The organism is Micromonospora sp. NBC_01405 (assembly GCF_045040155.1).
Lineage (GTDB): Bacteria > Actinomycetota > Actinomycetes > Mycobacteriales > Micromonosporaceae > Micromonospora.
Window position 1 is genome coordinate 1,160,847 of the sequence record NZ_CP109532.1, and the last position, 19,783, is coordinate 1,180,629.

A 19,783-nucleotide genomic window follows, 5' to 3' on the forward strand; every position below is an offset into this window, starting at 1 on the left:
GCGGCCGCGTCGTTGTCGTTCATGGTGCTCCTTCGTGTCTGGAGTGGTTCTCCTACTCCTCCAGGCCGTCAGAGCGGGGTACCGGCAAAAAATCTTGAAACTTTTTTGGCCGGGCTTCCCGACGTGCGTCCAGGGCCTTCTGCCGACGTGAATTCTATGAGGTGGGGCTGACACAACCGAGGCGAGCCCGCCCGGCCAGCGCTCCCGGCACCCCTCCGGCCCGCACCCCCGGTTCCATCGCGGACCCGCCGCCGTGACGACCCGGCCGGGACCGGTCCGCCGCGTGGCCTGCTCGGCACGGCCGGTCGGCGTCATCGCGGACGTAGGGCCAGCCGCGTCGCTCAGTCGCTCCGCAGCCCCGCCGGCCCCGCCCCGCCGGCCCGTCGTGCTGCCCGGGTGGCGGGACGCTCGTAAGCTGAGCCGGTGCGAGGCGACGGAGGGGCACGGCCCGGTCGGTCGGCCGACCCGGTCGGCGGTGGGAGGCTCGCCGAGGCGTTCCAGCGGGAGTGGCTGGGCGGGTACCGCGCGGCGGGTAGGCCGGAAGGCGCCCGGTGAACCGCGCCGAGCGCGGCACGAGGGAGACGCACGCGGCCCTTCCGGTGGCGCTGCGGGAGGCGGTGGACGACTTCGCCGACCACCTGGCCCGGGTGCGTAACCGCTCGGCGCACACCGTCCGGGCGTACGTCGGCGACCTGGTCTCCCTGTTCGACCACGCCGCCCGGATGGGCTGCGTCGGGGTGGCCGACCTCGACCTCGGCGTGCTGCGCAGCTGGCTGGCGAAGCAGCGGACGACCGGGGCCGCGCGGACCACGATGGCCCGGCGGGCCGCCTCGGCGCGCACGTTCAGCGCGTGGGCCCACCGCGCCGGCCTGCTGCCCACCGACGTGGCCGCCCCGCTCGCGAGCCCCCGGGCCCACCGGGACCTGCCGACCGTGCTCCGCACCGACCAGGTGACCGCCCTGATCGAGGCCCCGGTCTCCCGCCCGACAACCCCGGCCCCTGCCACCAGGACGGAAGGGCGTGGCGGCGAACGTCTCCTGGCGGAGCCGGATCCTTCCACCGCCACACCGTCGGCTCCCGCCGACGAGGAGGCGGCGCGGGCCGTGGTGCTACGGGACCGGGTTCTGCTCGAGCTGCTCTACGCGACCGGGGTGCGGATCAGTGAGGCGTGCGGCCTGGACACCGCCGATGTGGACGACGCCCGCCGGGTGGTCCGGGTGCTCGGCAAGGGCTCCCGGGAGCGGTCCGTGCCCTACGGGGTACCGGCGCAACGGGCACTGGACGAGTGGCTACGAGCCGGGCGGACCGTCCTCGCCGGCCCGGAGTCCGGCGAAGCCCTGCTGCTCGGGGCTCGGGGCGGCCGACTCCACCCGACTACCGCCCGACGGGTCGTCGCCGGGTACGCGGAGGCGACGGGGCTGCCCCGGACCAGCCCGCACGGCCTGCGTCACTCGGCCGCCACCCACCTGCTGGAGGGCGGCGCGGACCTGCGGGCGGTGCAGGAGCTGCTGGGCCACGCGTCGCTGGCCAGCACGCAGATCTACACCCACGTCTCGGTCGAGCGGCTGCGGGCCGCGTACCGGCAGGCGCACCCGCGCGCCTGAGCCGGAAGCCGGCCGCCGCCGTCGCGTGGTCGTTGGGGGGCACCGTCGATGGATGTCGGGCTACGATCATGGGATGAGCGCGCCGCAGCCGCCCGAGCCCATCCCCGGCGCCCGGCTGCTCTTCTCCCTCGACCCGGCGGTGAGCCACCTCAACCACGGCTCGTTCGGCGCGGTGCCGATCGGGGTGCAGCGCGCCCAGCAGCGGCTCCGCGACGAGATGGAGGCCAACCCGCTGCGCTTCTTCGGGCCGAGCCTGGTGGACCGGATCGCCCACACCCGCCGGCACCTGGCCGCCTTCCTCGGCGCCGACCCCGACGGCACCGCGCTGGTCGGCAACGCCACCACCGGCGTCGCCGTGGTCCTCCAGTCGCTCGGCCTGCGCCCCGGCGACGAGGTGCTCACCACCGACCACGGCTACGGCGCGGTCGGCTTATCCGTCGACCGCGAGTGCCGGCGCACCGGGGCGACCCACCGCACCCTGCACGTGCCGTTGACCGCGACGGCCGAGCAGGTCGTCCAGCTCGTCCGGGCGGGGCTGCGGCCCGGACGGACGAAGCTGCTCGTCGTCGACCAGCTCACCTCGGCCACCGCCCGCCTCTTCCCGGCCGCGGCGATCGTCGGGGCCGCCCACGAGCACGAGGTGCCGGTGCTCGTCGACGCCGCCCACGCGCCGGGCATGCTGCCGACCCCCGTCGGGGACATCGGCGCGGACTTCTGGGTCGGCAACCTGCACAAGTGGGGGTACGCCCCGCGCGGCACCGCCGTGCTGGTGGTGGCCCCGTCGTGGCGGGACCGGATGGAACCGCTGGTGGTCTCCTGGGAACAGGGGACCGGCTTCCCGGGCAACGTCGAGTGGCAGGCGACCCTGGACTACACGTCGTGGCTGGCCGCGCCGGCCGGCGTCTGGACCCTGCGCAGCCTGGGCGTCGACCGGGTGCGGGCGCACGACGCCGCGCTGGCCGCGTACGGGCAGCGGGTGGTGGGGGACGCGCTGGGGGTGGCACCGGCCGACCTGCCGGATCCGGGCGGGCCGACGGTGGCGATGCGGGTAGTCCCGCTGCCGGCCGGGCTGGCCGCCACGTTCGACGACGCCCGCGCCCTGCGGAGCCGGATCGCCGAGGAGCTGTCCACCGAGGTGGCGGTGATGTCCTGGAACGACCGTGGCTGGCTACGGCTGTGCGGCCAGGTCTACAACGCGCCGCACGAGTACGAGCGGCTCGCCGCGCGGCTGCCGGCGCTGCTCACCCGGCGCTGACCGGCGACCGCACAGGCGACCGCGTGCGAGCACGTCACGGGCCGCCCCGACCAGGTCAAGGGCGACGGCAACCGTGAGGGCGGGGGCGGGAAGGCGACACCGTGGCGGCGGGGGCGGTCAGGTGGGCAGGAGCCGGACGGGGCCGAGCCCGAGCAGGGCCAGCGGGTCCAGGTACTCCGCTCCCCGGCGCAGCCCCCAGTGCAGGCAGGCCGGCTCGGGGCAGCCCAGGTGCCCGGGCCGCAACCGGCCCAACGGCGCCCCGGCGGCCACCCGGTCCCCGGCACGGACGCCCGGCCGCACCGGCTCGTACGTGGTCCGCAGCCCCGCGGCGTGCCCGACCGTGACCACGGGACGACCCGCGACCGGGCCGGCGAACAGCACCACCCCCGACCCGGCGGCCCGGACCACGGCGCCCGGCACGGCGACCAGGTCGACGCCCCGGTGGCCGGGCAGCCACGGCTGCGGGGGCGGCGCGAAGCGGCGGGCCGGTCGAGGGGCGCCGTCGAGCGGCCACCGGAACCGCGCGTCCGGCGTGGGAGGCCGCGCCCGGGCCGCTGCGTCGGGCGCTGCCGCCGGCCCGACACCGGGCGGGACGGGGCCGGGCCCGACACCGGGCGGACCGGGCGGGACGGGGCCGGGCCCGACACCGGACACGATCACCACGCCGGCAGCGCCGGATTGCGGCGGAGCCACGGGACCGGCCCCGGCGGTCAGGACCGCCGCGCAGAGCGCCGCTACGGACAGCACCGCCGTGGCCGGTCGCGCCGGCCTGCGGGCGCCCTCCCCCCGGGCCCGCCGCCCGCCGGCACCGGTCCTGCCCCATCCTGAGCCACCGGCCCCGATCCTCGTCCACATGCCCGGCAGCGTGCCGGAATCCCGGGACGCGCCGCCGCCACAGGCCGCTCGCCTGTGGACGGCCGGACGGGCTGTGGACAGCCCTCGTCCGGACCGATGATCTGCTATGGCCCAGCCGGTCGGCCCGGCCCACGCAGACCCGGTGCGTCGCGGCCGGCACCCCGGCACGCCACCGGCCCGGACCAGGGCAGCGCGTGATGACCACTGTGGACGACGTCAGCCGACCCTCCCGGTTCGCCGGGCCGGACGAGGCGATCAGCATCGAGGAGTTCGGCTGGCCGCCCGCAACCACGGCGGTGCCGTCGGGCGCGGGCCGGCGCGGTGGTGCCGACGGAGTGCGGCGGGGCCGGGCGGTGGGGACGCGCGGCCGGCGCCGGACCGGTCGACGCGGGTGAGCTGCCGGAAGGACCGTCAGCCGCCGAAGCCGGAGTCGGCCGGCAGGGAGATGTCGGGCTTCTCCAGCTCCTCGACGTTGACGTCCTTGAACGTCATCACCCGGACGTTCTTGACGAACCGGGCGGGACGGTACATGTCCCACACCCAGGCGTCGTGCATCTCGACCTCGAAGTAGACCTCGCCGTCGGAGTTGCGCACGTGCAGGTCCACCTGGTTGGCCAGGTAGAAGCGGCGCTCCGTCTCCACGACGTAGGAGAACTGGCGGACGATGTCGCGGTACTCCCGGTAGAGCTGGAGCTCCATCTCGGTCTCGTACTTCTCGAGATCTTCCGCGCTCATCGCACTCCGCCTTCCATGACCACATCTTCCCCCACCGGCGCGGGAGGTCGGGGCTGCTCGCCCAACGCCACGCCGACGGTACCTCCTGACGCCCCGAAGCGCTCCATCGGCTCGTCCGGGCGCGCACCCATCGGTCGGCGGGACCTGGGTGGCCGCCCGTCCAGGCCGGACACGGCGGCCACGTTCACGTACGAGAAGCGGTGTTCCCGGCACGGCCCGTGCTCCCGCAGAGCGGCGGTGTGCTCCGCCGTGATGTAGCCCTTGTGCTCGGCGAAGCCGTAGTCGGGGAACGTCCCGTCCAGCTCGACCATGATCCGGTCCCGGGTGACCTTGGCCAGCACGCTCGCCGCCGCCACACAGGCGGCCACCCGGTCGCCCTTCCAGACCGCCAGCCCCGGCACGTCCAGCCCGTCGACGCCGAAGCCGTCGGTCAGCACGTAGTCCGGGCGGGTGTCCAGCGACGCCAGCGCCCGGCGCATCGCGGCGAGGTTGCACACGTGCAGGCCGCGGGTGTCCACCTCGTCGGCCGGGATCACCACCACCGCGTACGCCAGGGCGCGGGTGACCACCTGCTCGTAGATGCGCTCCCGGCTGGCCGGGGTGAGCAGCTTGGAGTCGGCCAGCCCGTCGATCTCGCCGCGTCGCCCCTCGGGCAGCACCGCCGCCGCCGCGACCAGCGGGCCGGCGCAGGCGCCCCGGCCGGCCTCGTCGGCGCCCGCCACGTGCCGGAAGCCTCGGCGTTGCAGGGCGCGCTCCAGCGCGTACAGCCCGGCCTCCCGGCGGACCACTGTGCGCGGCGGGGTCAGCACGGCGTACCTCCGGCCGCAGGGACGGCCCCGGCGGACCCGGCGGGCGGGGTCGGCGCGTCGGGCGGGGTCGGCGCGTCGGGCCGCGCGGCCAGCACCCGGCGCAGCAGGGCCGGCAGGTCGGCCGGGTAGTACCGCTCGGTGGTGGCGGCCAGTTCGTCGGCCGGCCACCACCGGTGCCCGGAGACGCTGGCCCGCTCGACGGCGTTGAAGCCGGCGGTGTCCACCTCCCAGGACGGCACCCGGACCAGGAAGAACTCCTGCTCCTGCTGATACCGCACGCCATCGAAGGGGAACCGGATCGTCTCCCGCCACACCGGCTCGCCCAGCTCGGCCGGGGCCAGCCGCAGGCCCGTCTCCTCGGCCAGCTCCCGGGCGGCGCCGGCCGCCGGGGACTCACCCGGCTCCAGTCCGCCACCGGGGGTGAGCCAGTACCGGTGCTCGGGCCGCGCCGGGTCGCAACTGGCGAAGAGCAGCACCCGGTCGGTGTCGTCGACGAGCAACACGCGCGCCGCACGTCGAGGGGTGTAGACGGTCACCTTCCCAGCCTGCCAGACCCGGCCCGCGTCGCCCACGCCCACCCGGGGGTCGGCGGGCGGATCAGGGGTTGGGGATGCCGTCGAACGACTCCGGGACGGTGAGCCAGGTGGCCCGGCCGACCGGCCAGAAGACGGTGAAGGCGCGGCCGACCACCCGGTCCTCGGGGATGGTGGCGCTCTGGATGTTCTGGCCGGACTGCTGCCAGTGCTCCAGCGAGTCGCCGGAGGCCGAGCGGTGGTCACCCATCACCCACAGCCGCCCCTTCGGGACGGTGATGTCGAACTCCTGGTCGGCTGGCTTGTCCTGCTGTCCGGCTGCCGAGTAGATGTACGGCTCGTCGAGCGGCCTGCCGTTGATCACCAACCGCTCCTGCGGGTCGCAGCAGACCACGTGGTCGCCGCCGACGCCGATCACCCGCTTGATGAAGTCCTCGCCGTCGGGGTTGCCGCTCCACTCGGTGGGCGCCTTGAAGACGATCACCTCGCCGCGGTGCGGCGACCGGAAGTCGTACACCAGCTTGTTGACCAGCACCCGATCGTCGATTTGGAGGGTGTTCTCCATGGACGGTGACGGGATGTAGAAGGTCTGCAGCACGAAGGCCCGCACCAGCACCGCGACCAGGATCGCCACGCCCAGAAGGATGGGCAGCTCCTTCCAGAAGGAGCCGCTCTTCTTGTCGGTCTGCTCGTCAATCACGGGTGGAGCCTACGTCGCCGCGACCACCCGGACCGCCCGGAACGCGCGAGGGCGGACACCGCGGCCGAGACCGGGAGGAGCAGCAGCACACCGCCCGATCCGGTGGGGCGCGTGGGGGCCAGGGGGTCGCCGGCAGCCGTGACGGGCCTGGCGACTCCGGCGAAGGTGTCCGGCGCCGACAGCGACGCCCACCGGGAGGACGGCCAGACCACGACGAACGCCCGCCCGACGACGTTGTCGATCGGCACCGGGCCCTGGCAGCGGGCGTCCTGGGAGACCAGCCGGTGGTCGCCCATCACGAAGATCTGGCCGGGCGGGACCACCACTTCGGCGAAGCGCCGCGACCGGCACTCAGTGGGATTCGGCGGCAGGTCCAGCGGGGAGTTCCGGATCACGTACGGCTCGTCGAGCGGAATGTCGTTGACGGTGACCCGGCCCTGGGCGTCGCAGCACTTCACCCGGTCGCCGGGCAGGCCGATGACCCGCTTGATGAAGTCCTTCTCGCCGGGGCGGCTGAGCCCGACCATGTCGCCGATCGTGCGGGCGAACTTCCCGGCGATGCCGGGCTCGGGCTCCTGGGCCTGCTGGGCGACCCACCTGTCGGTGCCCCGGAAGACCACCACCTCGCCGCGCTGCGGGTCCCGCACGTCGTAGACGACCTTGTTGACGAGCACCCGGTCGCCGATGAGCAGGGTGTCCTCCATCGACCCGGACGGGATGAAGAACGCCTGGAGCAGGAAGGTGCGGATCAGCACCGCCAGGCAGAAGGCGACGATCAGCAGCAGGGGCAGCTCCTGCCAGAGCGGCATCTGCCGGCGCGGGCGCCGGGGGCGCCGGCGCAACGGATCGACAGCGTCGTCCTCGTCAAGCGTCCGCACCTGGCCACTCCCCGGTCCGCAGAAATGCCACTACCGCCCGGGAGCCTCGTCGAGGCCCCACGGGCGGTAGTGGGACGATCTGTGGCCGCAGCTGCCGCCGCGACGCGCCGATGCCCGCCTGTGCCCGTGCGAACAGCGTAACCGGGGCTGGCCCGTACGACATCCGCGTAGCTCAGGCGGTGTGGCGAGCGAGCAGTCAGCTCGACTGCTTCTCGCGGCGCTCCTTGATCTTGGCCTTCTTGCCCCGCAGCTCGCGCAGGTAGTAGAGCTTGGCGCGACGGACGGCACCGCGGGTCACGATCTCGATCCGGTCGATCCCCGGGCTGTTCACCGGGTAGGTCCGCTCGACGCCCACACCGAAGCTGACCTTGCGGACCGAGAAGGTCTCGCGCAGGCCGTCACCCTGGCGGCGGATGACGACGCCCTGGAAGATCTGGACACGGGACCGGTTGCCCTCGACGACCCGCGCGTGCACCTTGACGGTGTCACCGGCACGGAACTGGGGAATGTCGACCCGCTTCGACTGGGCGTCAAGGGCGTCCAGGATATTCATCGCTGTGTCCTCGTGAGGCTCACGGCGCACCGTCAGTCGGTGCGCGGATGGGTGATTCTGATCCCCGGGTGGCGACCGACGGGCGGCCCCGGTCGGGAATCCTCGCAGCCGCCCACGGCGCGGACGGTTGCGGCAACCCCCCTACTTTGCCACATTCCCCGGCGGCAGCTGAAATCCGGCCCGATCCAGGGCCGCTCTGTCCCGCTTGTCCAGGCTCGCCGGGTCGAGCGCGGCGAACATGTCGGGCCGGCGGGTCGCGGTGCGCGCCAGCGCCTCGTCGCGCCGCCAGCGGGCGATCCGCCCATGGTCGCCGGAGCGGAGCACCTCCGGCACCTCGTGCCCCCGCCAGGCCGCCGGCTTGGTGTACATCGGCGCCTCCAGCAGCCCGTGGGCGTGCGACTCCTCGTCCAGCGACCCGGCGTTGCCGAGCACCCCGGGCAGCAGCCGGGTGACCGCCTCCAGGATCACCAGCACCGCCACCTCGCCACCGAAGAGCACGTAGTCACCGAGCGACACCTCGGTCACCCGCATCCGGGTGGCGGCCTGGTCGAGCACCCGCTGGTCGATGCCCTCGTACCGGCCGCAGGCGAACAGCAGGTGCGACTCGCCGGCCAGCTCGTGCGCCATGGCCTGGGTGAACGGCTCCCCGGCCGGGGAGGGCACCAGCAGCCGGGGCAGGGTCAGGCCGTCGGGGGTCAGCTCCGCCGGGGCGAGGGCGTCGAGCGCGGCCCCCCACGGCTCGGGCCGCATCACCATGCCGGGCCCGCCGCCGTAGGGGGTGTCGTCGACGGTGCGGTGCACGTCGTGGGTCCAGCTTCGCAGGTCGTGTACGGCCAGCCGCAGCACGCCGTTGGCCCGGGCCCTACCGATCAGGGAGAGGTCCAGCGGAGTGAAGTACTCGGGGAAGATCGACACGACGTCGACGCGCATGCGCGGGTGCTCCAGCGGTCTAGAGATCGAACAGACCGGCCGGCGGGTCGACGACGACACGTCCGCCGGCGACATCCACCTCGAGGACGATCGCCTTGACGAACGGGATGAGCGCGGTACGTCCCTCCGGGCGGCGCAACACCAGCAGGTCGGACGCGGGCGCGTGATCGATCCGGGCCACCTCGCCGAGGGGCTCGCCGCCCGGGGTGACCACGGCGAGGCCGACGAGCTGGTGGTCGTGGAACTCCTCCGGGTCCTCCGGCGGGGCGACGCCGGCGCTGTCCACCCCGATCAGGGTGCCGCGCAGCGCCTCGGCGACATCGCGTTCGAGGATGCCCTCGAACACGACCAGCATCCGCCCCTGGTGCCAGCGGGCGGACTCCACGGTCAGCTCGGCCGGGACCCGGAACGGCACTCCGGGGCCGGGGGCGGGGTTGGCAGGCGGCGCCGCGCCCGGCTCGGTACTGAGTACCGAGCCGGGCGCGAAGCGTGCCTCGGGCTCGTCGGTGCGCACTTCCACGGTGACTTCACCGCGGAGGCCGTGCGGCTTACCGATCCTGCCGACGATGAGCCGCATCAGTACGAGTCGACGATGTCGACGCGCACGCCACGTCCACCGATGGAGCCGATCACCTGGCGCAGCGCCTTGGCAGTCCGGCCGGACCGCCCGATCACCGTGCCGAGGTCTTCCGGGTGCACGCGGATTTCCAGCCGCTTGCCCCGACGGGAGTCGGCCATCCGGACCCGGACGTCGTCCGGATGATCGACGATGCCCTTGACCAGGTGTTCGAGCGCCGGACGCAGTGGCATGTCAGGCCTGCTCGCCAGCGTTCGTGGCGGGCTGCGCCTCGGCCTTCGGCGCCTCAGCCTCAGCCTTCGGTGCCTCTGCCTTCGGTGCCTCGGCCTTCGGCGCCGCAGCCTCAGCCTTGGCGGCCTTCTTGGCCGGCTTCGCCGGAGCCTCGGTCAGGCCGGCGGCGGCCTTCGCCTCGGCCTCGTACGCCGCCTTGCGGTCGACGCGCTCGGCGGCGACCTTCAGCGGCGGCGGGGCCGGCAGGCCCTTGAACTTCTGCCAGTCGCCGGTCAGCTCGAGCAGGCGCTGCACGGCCTCGCTCGGCTGCGCGCCGACGGACAGCCAGTACTGGACCCGCTCCGACTTGACCTCGATCACCGAAGGGTCTTCCTTCGGCTGGTAAATACCGACGAACTCGATCGCCCGGCCGTCACGCTTGGTACGCGAGTCGGCGATGACGATGCGGTACTGCGGGTTGCGGATCTTGCCCATCCGCAGGAGCCGGATCTTTACGGCCACGGTTGTTTCGCTCCTGTTGCGATCTCACCGACCCAACACGGGCGGTGCACGGGTGAGCGCCGACCGGCACAGTGGGGTTTGGGCCGGAGACTGCTCGGTGGACTGGCGACGCGTTCGGGTTAGAGGGCGCCGGACGCGCGCCGGATACCAGCGACCTATTCTGCCAGATCGGGCCGGGATCCTTCACACCGGCGGGCCAGGTCACTCGCCCGACTGCCGGATACCGCCCCTTCGGACCCTTTGTCCGACTGTTCAGCCACTCGCGGCGCCTGCTCAGCGGGCCGGCGGACGGTCCCAGCCGGCCGGCAGTTTCTCCGGCACCTCCCACTCGGGCGGCGGGGTGAAGTCGCACCAGGTGCCGTCGAACGGGAACTCGCCGGCCTCGGCGCGGGCGATCATCCGCAGCCCTTCGGCGCGCACCGCCGCCTCGTCGGCCACCCAGTAGTCGTCGGGGAGGGCCAGCCGCTCGGCGAACTCCTCCTCGTCCTTCCACTCCCAGCTGCGGTCCGGCCGGATCACCACGTCGAGGTCCTGGTCGACTATGTCCACCCCGACCACGTCGCCGTCGTCCCAGCGGACACCCGGCTCCTCCAGATTGACGTACCAGTTGGCGAAGCGCCCGTCGTCGTCGGAGAACCACCAGACCGAGTGGGCCGCGCCCACGGGCAGGAACTTGAGCACCGACGGCCCGTTCCACCGCCCGAGCGCCAGCCGGTACGACGACGTGACCCACTCGGCGAACGGCATCGTCCGCATCCCGAGGCCGGCCTCGGTGACCTCGTGGGCCCCCGGCGAGTCGCGGGCGACGAAGATGAGCAGACCACGCTCGTCGTCGCTGACCACCCGCCCGGCCCGGACCCAACCGATCCGGCCGTGCCGTACGTTGCGATGCATGATCAACCGGCCGGGCGAGAACGTCATGGGCGCCGACCCTACCGGGGCTCGGCCGGGCGGCCGGTGCGCCGTTGTTCCGACACCCGATCGGCCGTTTCGGGCTGTCGATCCCCGTCGCTGAATCGCTACGGTGTGATGGACACGCGTCGCCGAGCGGAAGGACGGGCCTGTGTCGGAGGACGTACGGGTCGAGCTGCCCAGTGGTGAGACGGTCTGGGTCCGGGTCGCCGGCACCGCCGGCCCGACCGACGTGGGCTGGCGGGAGGACCAGGTGTACCGCCTGGAGGGCCTGCTGGAGACGGTACGGGGGGTGGCGGGCAGCGTCCGCGCCGGGCTGCGCGACGCCCGCCCCGACTCGGTCAGCGTGGAGTTCGGGGTCACCATGTCGGCGAAGACCGGCCGGGTGCTCAGCGTGCTCACCGAGGCCGGCGCCGAGGCCAACCTCAAGATCACCCTGGGTTGGCAGACCGGCCAGGCCGACGACCGCCCGGCGCCCACGGGCACGAACGGCTGAGGGGCCGCACGTCATGGGGGTCCCGCTGATCGCCGACGGATTCGACGAGATCAGCCGGGCCCTGCGGTCCACCGTGATCGAGGTGCCCCGGGGCGACGGCATCCGCGGCGGCACAGCCTTCTTCGTCGCCCCCGGCTATGCCCTGACCTGCGCGCACGTCGTGAACGGCCGGGAGGGCGCCACGCTGCCGGTGCGCTGGGGCGGCCAGCCGCTGAGCGCCCGGGTCGTACACGCCGCCCCGGCCTCGACCGGCGGTCAGTCGATCTGGCCCCTGCCCGACCTCGCGGTGCTCCGGGTGGCCGACGCACCCGCCGACCACCCCTGTGTGTGGCTCGGCGAGCAACCGCCGCCCGACGGCGCACCGCTGCACACCTTCGGCTTCGCCGGGGCGTACGGCACCGCGGAGCCCACCTCGGCCTGGCTGTTCTCGGCGGGCCGGCAGGGCATCCGGGGTGCCACGGCGCTGCGGGTCCGCGACGACGAGCTGGCCGAGGGCAGCTCCGGCAGCCCGATCGTGGACCTCACCAGCGGCGAGGTGTGCGCCGTGGTGAAGACCGCCCGCAGCCCCGGCGACCCGTACGGCGGGCTGGCCGTGCCCCTCGGCGAGCTGCGCGGGCTGCCCGTGGCCCTGCTGCGCGAGTTGTGGCGCGGCCACGACCGGCACCACGGCTCCGACGGCTCCTGGGCCCACGCCGTGGACCGGTTGCGGGCCCGCCGTGCCGCCGCCACCGCGCCCGAGGTGGCCGAGCTGCTGGACCCGGGGGCGAAGCTGCCGGTGCTGCGGGCCGCCGAGGAGGCGAAGGTGCGCGGCATCCTGGCCCGGTTGCCGGCAGCCGACGACGCGCACCAGCTCTACGAGCGGGCGTGCGGCCGGTGGGCGCCGACGCCGACCCAGCCGCTGTTGGACCGGCGCGACGTCGTCCGCGCCCTCGACGACGTCGCGCGGGCCCGGCGCGGGGAGCTGCACCCGCTGCTCGTCTTCGCCACCGCGCTGATCCCCCGCTGCCCGGCCACCGAGCGTGGCCGGCTCCAGGACTGGGTCGACGACCTGGCGTTCCGGCTGGGCCAGCGGGCGCAGCTCGCGCAGCACCGGCCAGCCCTGCTCCCCGCCCAGCGGGTGCCGTCGGGGGAGCGGTCGTCGGTGCTGGTCGAGGTCACCCCCGCCGGCCACGACCAGCGGCGCTACCTGCTGTCCGTGTCCGTCTACCGGAGCCGGGACGACGTGCGCTGCCTGGCCCAGCACGACGAGCCGATGGCCCTGCCCCAGCTGGAGGCCGCCCTGCGCCGCGAGCTGCACGTCGGGCTCCGCCAGCTCGGTTGGGGCCGCACCGTGATGGTCGAGCTGGCACTGCCGCCGGAGCTGCTCGACCTGCCGATCGACGAGTGGGTCCTCACCCCGCACGACGTCGCCCCGCTCGGATTGGTCCGGCCCGTGCTGGTGCGGATCGCCGACGACGGCGAGGACGGGGCGGCCGGGCCGGAGGCCGAGGAGCGGTGGGAGGCGCTGTCGGCGTCGGCGGAGGGGATGTCCTTCGCCACCGTCGACTGCCGCGCCGAGACGGATCCGACCTGGTTCTACGCCCACCTCACCACGACCAATCCCGGGGGCGTGCTGCTGCCCGGTCCGACCACGGACCCGGCCCAACGCACGCTGCTGGAGGTCGGGGTGCGGGCCGGGGCGCCGGTGGCGCTGTGGAGCCGGGCGGGCTGCGACCGGCACCCCGCCCCGGGCGGCACCGGCGCCTGCCGGGGGGTGGCGTTCCTGGCCGACCTGGAGTCCCGGCTGCGCCGCCGGCCGATCGGGTCGCTGCCGCTGGACGTCCGCCAGCTGCGCGCCGCGGCGGTGGCGGCCCGCGACGACGACCACTGCGGGCACCGGCTGGTCCTGCTCTGGGACGACCCGTTCCGGCGCTTCCGGGACCCCTCGACGCTCGACGCGCAGTGGTGAGACCGGCGCGGGCCGGCCGACAGGAGGGACAAGACGTTGCAGGACTGGTGGATCTATCGGGGCACGGGGAGTCCCCACTCCGGGATACTCCGGCTGCCGCCTCCCCCGCCCTGGCGGGTGTTCGACGGCGCCCCCCTGGCGCCACCGCCGTCGAGCACGGACGGCGCGGCCGGCCGACGGCTCGGTGAGCTGCACCGGGCGGTCAGCTACCAGCCCCGCCCCGACGAGCTGGAGCTGGTCAACGCCGCCATCTACCTGCGGCGCCCGCTGTTGATCACCGGAAAGCCGGGGGTGGGCAAGTCGACCCTGGCGTACGCGGTGGCGCACGAGCTGGCCCTGGGGCCGGTGCTGCGCTGGCCGATCACCAGCCGGTCCACCCTCGCCGAGGGGCTCTACAGCTACGACGCGATCGGCCGGCTCCAGGAGGCCAGCCTGCACCATCAGCTCGGCACTGCGGGGGACCTGCCGATCGGCCGCTACCTGCACCTGGGGCCGCTCGGCACGGCCCTGCTGCCGTACGAGCACCCCCGGGTGCTGCTGATCGACGAGATCGACAAGAGCGACGTGGACCTGCCGAACGACCTGCTCAACATCTTCGAGGACGGCGAGTACCGCGTCCCGGAGCTGCAACGGATCGCCGCCAGCCAGCCGCAGGTCGAACTGCCGGTCGAGGGCAGCGCGGACCAGGTGGCGGTGCACCAGGGCGTGGTGCGCTGCCACGCGTTCCCGCTCGTGATCATGACCAGCAACGGCGAGCGCGAGTTCTCCCCCGCGTTCCACCGCCGGTGCCTGCGGCTGGACCTGGGCCAGCCGGACGCCGAGCAGCTCGCCGCGATCGTCGCCGCGCACTTCGGAACCGAGCCGACGGCCGAGACGGCCGACCTGGTCGAGCTGTTCCTGTCCCGGCGGGAGCGCGGCACCCTCGCCACCGACCAGCTCCTCAACGCCATCTACCTCACCGTCCAGGCACCCGACGGGGGGCGGCCGGACCGGGAGCGGCTCGCGGACCTGGTGCTGCGGCAGCTCGACGCGGGGCCGGACAGCTGATGAGCACGGTCCGGCTGGTGGGTGCGCTGCGCGGTCTCGACGTGCAGCCGCGGGAGCTCGCGGACGCCCTCTGGCTGGCCCGGTTCCTGCCCGGCGGCGGTCCGCCGGCCGAAGCGGGAACGTCTCCGACGCCGGCCGACCCTGCGGACGCCGACCCGACCGAACCGCCGGACCCGACGCCCGAGGGGGCGGAACCCAACCGGCTCCCCACGCCCCGGACGCCCCGGACAAGGCTCCGGCCCACCCCGTCGCGGGTGGCCGGCACAGACGCGCCCGACCCGGTGCGTTGGGTACGCCTGCACGTGCCCCGGCCGGCCGGACGGCCGGCGGGAAGCGGCGGCGCGGGCCTGCCGGTCCGCGCCCCGGCACCCCCCGCCCTGGACACCCGGGCGTTGGCCCGGAGCCTGCGTCCGCTGCGCCGCCGGGTGCCCGACCCGAACACGCTCGCCCTCGACGAGGAGGCCACCGCGGCGCGGGTCGTCGAGCAGGGACTGTGGGTGCCGGTCCTGCGCCCGACGCCCCAGCCGTGGTTCGACCTGACCCTCGCCGTGGACGGCGGGGCGTCGATGGCCGTCTGGCGTCCGCTGGTGGCCGACCTGGAGTCGGCGCTGACCCGGCTGAGGGCCTTCCGGCACGTCCGGCTGGTGCGGCTGCCGTCCGGGGCCGGGCGGCGGCTCACCGTGGGCCCGGCCGGCGTGCCCGGCCACTCCACGCGGGAACTGCTCGACCCGCGGGGGCGCCAGCTCATCCTCGTGGTCAGCGACTGCGCCGGGCCGGAGTGGCACGACGGCTCGATGTTCCACACCCTGCAGACCTGGGCCCGGCACGAGACCGTGGCGATCCTGCAACCGCTGCCCCAGCGGATGTGGCGGCGCAGCGGCCTGGTGCCGGTGCGCGGCCGGCTCACCGCGACCGGGGGCGACAGCGCCAACCGCCGCCTCCGGTTCGTACCCCGGCAGTGGCGGCCCGGCGCGGGCCTGCGCGGGATCGTCCCGGTGCCGGTGCTGCAGATCCAGCCGGACTGGCTGGCCGGCTGGGCGCGGCTCACCGGCACCGGCGACGGCACGATCGACGCGGTGGTCACGCTGCCGCCGCAGCCCGGGCCGCCGGCCCCCGTCGAGCCGGTCGGCGGTCCCCCGCAGGACGAGGCGGCCCGGCGGCTGAGCCGGTTCCTGGCCACCGCCAGCCCGGAGGCGCTGCGGCTGGCCACCCAGCTCGCGGACCTTCCGGTGACACTGCCGATCATGCGCCTGGTGCAGCAGGCGTCGGCTGCGCCGGCCCACCCCGCGCACCTGGCGGAGGTGCTCCTCGGTGGGCTGCTCGTCCGGCAGCCCGACCCGGCGGGAGACCTGCGGTTCGACTTCCACCAGGGCATCCGGCCGATGCTGCGGGATCTGCTGCTGCACACCGACCTGCTGCGCCTACGGCACGAGATCGCCCGGTTCCTGGCCCGCCAGATGGGGATCAGCATGCGGGAGTTCGCGGCGGCGCTGAGCGCTCCGGCCGGGGTCGCCGGCGACGCGGGGCTCGGCGAGTCCTTCGGCCGCCTCCCGGCCACGGTGCTGACCCGGCTCGGCGGTCGACACCGGGAGCTGATCGAGTTCGTCGAGCAGCGGGAGCCGGACCCGGGCCCGCCGTCCCCGGGCAACGGCCACCACCCGGTCCGCCGGGTGACGGCGAAGCCGAGTTCTCTGGTGACGGCGGAGCCAGACCCGCCCGTGGACGAGCAGGACCTCGACGGGATCGACGCGACCATCCGGGTGTTGCGGCAGGCGACGGCCGCCGGCCCGGACCGCACCGACCTGACCGGTCTCGCCCGCGCCCTGCGGGCCCGGTTCCAGCTCACCGGGGACGTCACCGACCTGGTCGAGGCGGCTTCCATCCTGGAGCAGGTGCGGCGGTGGGCCGACGGCGGCACGGAGCCGGACGACCCCGACGCGGTGCTCGACCTCGCCGAGGTCCGGTTGTCGCTGTGCACCGAGCGCGGCGCCACGGCCGACCTGAACGAGGCCGTGGCCCTGTTCCGCAGCGCCCTCGCCGCGCCCGACGGCCCCCGCTCCGGGCGGTGGCGCGGCACCGTCGGGCTGGCCCGCGCGCTGGTGGTCCGGGCCGACCGGCTCGGCACGGTGGCCGACCTCGACGAGGCGGTCGAGCTCTACCTCGCGGCGGCCGGGGCGGTCCCCGAGGCGGGCGGGGACGACCTGCGGCTGCGGGCTGTCGACGCGCTGCTGCGCCGGTACGCGCTGACCGGTGACCGGACCGCGCTGACCCGGGCGGACGCGGTGAGCGGCGACGTGGCGGACACGCCGGGGCGGCACAGCCGACGGGTACGCCTGGCGGACCTGCTACGCCGCGCCGCCCGGGAGGCCGGCGAGCCGGAACTGCTGCGCCGCGCCGCAGCCCTCTACGCCGAGGCCGCCGAGCGTTCCGGGCCGGACGGCGACGCCCGGCTCCTGCACGGCCTCGCCGAGGCGCGTGGCGAGCTGTCCGTCGCCACCGGCGACCCCGCCGAGCTGGACGCGGCGGTGGCGACGGCACGGGCCGCCGTGTCGGCCGGCGGCCAAGACGACGTGACGCACGTCGAGTGTCTGGCCGCCCTCGGCCGGCTGCTGCGGCTGCGCGTCGACCGGGACGGTCGGGACGGCGACCGCGACGCGCTGGTCGACGCCGCCCGCCGGCTGCTCGATGCGGTGCCCGGTTTCCACCCGGACCGGCACCGTCACCTCGCCGCGCTGGGCGACGCCCTGCGGCTGCGGTACGACGCGGCCGGTGACGCGGGCGACATCCAGGAGGCGTGCGCCCGGTACGAGGAGGCCGTGCGGACGTCACCGACCTCCGGCGCTCAGCTCGGCAGGCGGCTGGCCGACCTCGGCGACTCGCTGCGGGCGCGGGCCGACCGGTTCGGCTCCCGGACCGACCTGGACGCCGCCCGGCAGGCCCTCGCCCGGGCGGTCGACGTCACGCCCGCCGACGACCCCCGGCTGGCCGACCGGGTCCGCCTGCTGGCGGAGACGCTGCTCGCGCTGCGTGAGCGGTCCGCCGCAGTGGCGTGCTACCGCCGGGCGGTGGAGCTGCACGGCCGCCGCCACGGCCCGGACGGTGCCCCCACCGTCGAGGTGCGGGTCGCCTTCGGCCGGGCGCTGCTGGCGGCGGAGCGGTTCACCGAGGCCCGGGAGGAGTTGCGGGCGGTGGCCGACATCCTCGCCCAGCGGCTCGGCCCCGGGCATCGCCGGGCCCTCGCCGCCCGGTCCGCGGCGGCCGAGGCGCTGGCCGGTCTCGGCGATCTCGGCGGGGCCCGCCGGGAGCTGCGGGGCGTGCTGGCCGGGCAGGTCCGTTCGCTCGGCGCGGACGACGCGGACCCGGCGGCCACCCGGCGGCTGCTGGACCGGCTGGCCGGGGCCGGTTAGCCGGCCGGGGCCCGCCATCGGCCCCCGCGCCTGGGCGGGCCGCCGAGGACCGGCGGGACGTCCGTCCCGCCTTCCCGCCGCCACCCGCTTCCAGGGGGCCGCCGACCGCCGCAGCTCGCACGGGCCCTTCGACCGAGCACCCGCGAGTTATCCTCGGCCTTTGGGATCGACGTTCATAGCTGGGTCGCTCGTCGGGGCGCGGCCTGCGGCACTTGGCGGAGGGATGGCCGAGCGCATGAGGAAAGCCGAGTTCGGGTCCGCACCGACGATCCTGCCGGAGGAGATGCTCGACGAGCTGGCGGAGAGCGGCACCGACGTGCTCCGACACGTGATCCGGCGGGTCCGGGCCGAGGCGGGCGCCGGGGGGCCGGTCGTGGCCCGGTTCAACAACCAGAACGGCGGCGTGCCCACCGCGCCGTACCGGGACCGGGACGACCCGGCCGGGCCCGGGGCGGACGAGGGGGGCCGGTGACCGACGTCGGCCCTCCGGCGGCCCCGGTGCCGTTCCAGGAGTTCGTGCTGAAGGTGCACAGCCGGTGCAACCTGGCCTGCGACTACTGCTACGTCTACGAGATGGCCGACCAGAGCTGGGCCCGCCGGCCCCGGGTGATGAGCGCCGAGGTGGTGCGGCGGACCGGGGAGCGAATCGCCGAGCACCTGCGCGACCACGGGGTCGCCGAGGCCAGCGTCGTCCTGCACGGCGGCGAGCCGCTGCTCGCCGGTGCCCGCCGGCTGGAACACGTGGTGACCGAGCTGCGCCGGCTCGCCGGGCCGGGGACCACGCTGTCCTTCGTGGTGCAGACCAACGGGACCCTGCTCGACCGGGACATGCTGGAGACGTTCCGGCGGCACGACGTGCGGGTCGGGGTGAGCCTCGACGGCGACCGGTCCGCGACCGACCGGCACCGCCGCCGCCGCGACGGCGGCAGCAGCTACCCGGCCACCGTCCGCGCCCTGGAACTGCTGTCCGGGCCGCGCTACCGGCCGCTCTTCGCCGGCCTGCTGGCCACCGTGGACCTCCGCACCGACCCCGTCCGCGCCTACGAGGCACTGCTGGAGTTCGACCCGCCGGTGGTCGACTTCCTGCTGCCGCACGGCACCTGGACCGACCCGCCGCCGGGTCGGCCGGACGACCCGGCCTCGACGCCGTACGCCGACTGGCTGATCGCGGTCTTCGAGCGCTGGTACGCGGCGCCCCGCCGGGAGACCGGCGTGCGGATGCTGGAGGAGATCCTGGTGCTGCTGCTCGGCGGGGCGAGCCGGGTCGAGTCCGTCGGGCTGTCCCCGGCGGCGTTCGTGGTGGTGGAGACCGACGGCGAGATCGAGCTGGTGGACACGCTGAAGGCGGCCTACCCGGGGGCCGCGGCGACCGGGCTGACCGTGCACTCCGACCGGTTCGACGCGGCGCTGGCCCACCCCGCGGTGCGGGCCGGCCAGGGCGGCGCGGCCGGGCTGCCCGGGGCGTGCCGGGCCTGCCCGGTGCACCGGATCTGTGGGGGCGGCCTGTACCCGCACCGGTTCCGCGCCGGGCGCGGCTTCGACAACCCGTCGGTGTACTGCGCCGACCTGTACCGCCTGATCGATCACCTGGCCCGGCGGGTCGCCGGGGCGCCCGGACCGCCGGCGCCGGCCGGGCCGCCGGGGCGGGCGACGGCCGGTGGTCGGCCCGCCCGGGCGGCGGAGCGGACGGCACCGGGCCCGGCCGCGGCCTGACCCGTCGGCCGGTGTCGGGTTCCCGATAGGACGGACGGAGGGTGATGTGGAGGGTGCGGAAGGCTATCCTCGTAGCTCGGTCGGGCCGCGCCAACCGGG

Annotated in this window: 20 protein-coding genes and 1 pseudogene; 9 read left to right on the forward strand and 12 right to left on the reverse strand. The window is 75.2% G+C overall.

Annotated elements, in window-relative coordinates; all coding sequences use genetic code 11:
* The first annotated feature begins 551 nt into the window (after positions 1-551).
* Positions 552-1,604 carry a tyrosine recombinase XerC gene (locus tag OG559_RS04320; protein ID WP_405112700.1) on the forward strand — a complete coding sequence of 351 codons (1,053 nt, stop codon included), beginning with the start codon at positions 552-554 and terminating at the stop codon, positions 1,602-1,604.
* A gap of 73 nt (positions 1,605-1,677) precedes the next feature.
* Positions 1,678-2,859 carry an aminotransferase class V-fold PLP-dependent enzyme gene (locus tag OG559_RS04325; RefSeq protein ID WP_405112702.1) on the forward strand — a complete coding sequence of 394 codons (1,182 nt, stop codon included), beginning with the start codon at positions 1,678-1,680 and terminating at the stop codon, positions 2,857-2,859.
* A 117-nt stretch (positions 2,860-2,976) separates the two neighbouring features.
* Here OG559_RS04325 and OG559_RS04330 read toward each other — a convergent pair whose 3' ends face one another.
* Positions 2,977-3,603 carry a murein hydrolase activator EnvC family protein gene (locus OG559_RS04330; RefSeq protein WP_405116377.1) on the reverse strand — a complete coding sequence of 209 codons (627 nt, stop codon included), beginning with the start codon at positions 3,601-3,603 and terminating at the stop codon, positions 2,977-2,979.
* 308 nt (positions 3,604-3,911) lie between these two features.
* Between OG559_RS04330 and OG559_RS04335 the strand changes: the two genes are divergently transcribed.
* Positions 3,912-4,109 (forward strand): hypothetical protein, encoded by a 198-nt coding sequence (locus OG559_RS04335; RefSeq protein WP_405112704.1) that lies wholly within the window; start codon positions 3,912-3,914, stop codon positions 4,107-4,109.
* Between the two features lie 16 nt (positions 4,110-4,125).
* Here OG559_RS04335 and OG559_RS04340 read toward each other — a convergent pair whose 3' ends face one another.
* From OG559_RS04340 to OG559_RS04390, 11 genes and pseudogenes are all read right to left on the reverse strand, one after another.
* Positions 4,126-4,449, reverse strand: coding sequence for a DUF2469 domain-containing protein (locus OG559_RS04340; protein ID WP_007075222.1), 324 nt, complete (start codon positions 4,447-4,449; stop codon positions 4,126-4,128).
* Positions 4,446-5,258: a ribonuclease HII gene (locus OG559_RS04345; RefSeq protein WP_405112706.1), complete on the reverse strand. Its 813-nt coding sequence runs from the start codon at positions 5,256-5,258 to the stop codon at positions 4,446-4,448. The genes OG559_RS04340 and OG559_RS04345 overlap by 4 nt, the downstream gene beginning before the upstream one ends.
* Complete coding sequence (locus OG559_RS04350) at positions 5,252-5,794, reverse strand: NUDIX hydrolase (protein WP_405112708.1); 543 nt, start codon at positions 5,792-5,794, stop codon at positions 5,252-5,254. Before OG559_RS04350 ends, OG559_RS04345 begins: the two co-directional genes overlap by 7 nt.
* A 61-nt stretch (positions 5,795-5,855) precedes the next feature.
* Positions 5,856-6,491, reverse strand: a complete 636-nt coding sequence (gene lepB / locus OG559_RS04355) for a signal peptidase I (RefSeq protein WP_405112711.1) — start codon at positions 6,489-6,491, stop codon at positions 5,856-5,858.
* Positions 6,492-6,500: 9 nt separating this feature from the next.
* Positions 6,501-7,369: pseudogene (gene lepB / locus OG559_RS04360) on the reverse strand (signal peptidase I).
* Between the two features lie 196 nt (positions 7,370-7,565).
* A complete protein-coding gene (gene rplS / locus OG559_RS04365) occupies positions 7,566-7,922 on the reverse strand; it encodes a 50S ribosomal protein L19 (protein ID WP_161687914.1) in 357 nt (118 codons plus the stop codon).
* Between the two features lie 141 nt (positions 7,923-8,063).
* Positions 8,064-8,852, reverse strand: coding sequence for a tRNA (guanosine(37)-N1)-methyltransferase TrmD (gene trmD, locus OG559_RS04370; RefSeq protein WP_405112713.1), 789 nt, complete (start codon positions 8,850-8,852; stop codon positions 8,064-8,066).
* A 19-nt stretch (positions 8,853-8,871) separates the two neighbouring features.
* Complete coding sequence (rimM, locus tag OG559_RS04375; protein WP_405112715.1) at positions 8,872-9,429, reverse strand: ribosome maturation factor RimM; 558 nt, start codon at positions 9,427-9,429, stop codon at positions 8,872-8,874.
* A complete protein-coding gene (locus tag OG559_RS04380; protein ID WP_405112718.1) occupies positions 9,429-9,662 on the reverse strand; it encodes an RNA-binding protein in 234 nt (77 codons plus the stop codon). The genes rimM and OG559_RS04380 overlap by 1 nt, the downstream gene beginning before the upstream one ends.
* A 1-nt stretch (position 9,663) precedes the next feature.
* On the reverse strand, positions 9,664-10,161 hold the full coding sequence (gene rpsP, locus OG559_RS04385) for a 30S ribosomal protein S16 (RefSeq protein ID WP_405112721.1): 498 nt from the start codon (positions 10,159-10,161) through the stop codon (positions 9,664-9,666).
* A 273-nt stretch (positions 10,162-10,434) separates the two neighbouring features.
* Positions 10,435-11,082: a DUF402 domain-containing protein gene (locus OG559_RS04390; RefSeq protein WP_405112724.1), complete on the reverse strand. Its 648-nt coding sequence runs from the start codon at positions 11,080-11,082 to the stop codon at positions 10,435-10,437.
* Between the two features lie 142 nt (positions 11,083-11,224).
* Between OG559_RS04390 and OG559_RS04395 the strand changes: the two genes are divergently transcribed.
* The 6 genes from OG559_RS04395 (at position 11,225) to OG559_RS04420 (ending at position 19,684) form a co-directional block, all read left to right on the forward strand.
* Positions 11,225-11,569 carry a CU044_2847 family protein gene (locus tag OG559_RS04395; RefSeq protein WP_405112726.1) on the forward strand — a complete coding sequence of 115 codons (345 nt, stop codon included), beginning with the start codon at positions 11,225-11,227 and terminating at the stop codon, positions 11,567-11,569.
* A gap of 13 nt (positions 11,570-11,582) precedes the next feature.
* Positions 11,583-13,517 (forward strand): trypsin-like peptidase domain-containing protein, encoded by a 1,935-nt coding sequence (locus tag OG559_RS04400; RefSeq protein WP_405112728.1) that lies wholly within the window; start codon positions 11,583-11,585, stop codon positions 13,515-13,517.
* A gap of 117 nt (positions 13,518-13,634) precedes the next feature.
* Positions 13,635-14,564: an AAA family ATPase gene (locus OG559_RS04405; protein ID WP_405112730.1), complete on the forward strand. Its 930-nt coding sequence runs from the start codon at positions 13,635-13,637 to the stop codon at positions 14,562-14,564.
* Entirely contained in the window at positions 14,564-17,971 is a 3,408-nt protein-coding gene (locus tag OG559_RS04410) for an SAV_2336 N-terminal domain-related protein (protein WP_405112732.1), read from the forward strand. The genes OG559_RS04405 and OG559_RS04410 overlap by 1 nt, the downstream gene beginning before the upstream one ends.
* A 235-nt stretch (positions 17,972-18,206) precedes the next feature.
* Entirely contained in the window at positions 18,207-18,443 is a 237-nt protein-coding gene (locus tag OG559_RS04415; RefSeq protein WP_405112734.1) for a hypothetical protein, read from the forward strand.
* Positions 18,440-19,684 (forward strand): FxsB family cyclophane-forming radical SAM/SPASM peptide maturase, encoded by a 1,245-nt coding sequence (locus tag OG559_RS04420; protein WP_405112736.1) that lies wholly within the window; start codon positions 18,440-18,442, stop codon positions 19,682-19,684. Before OG559_RS04415 ends, OG559_RS04420 begins: the two co-directional genes overlap by 4 nt.
* Positions 19,685-19,783: the final 99 nt, after the last annotated feature.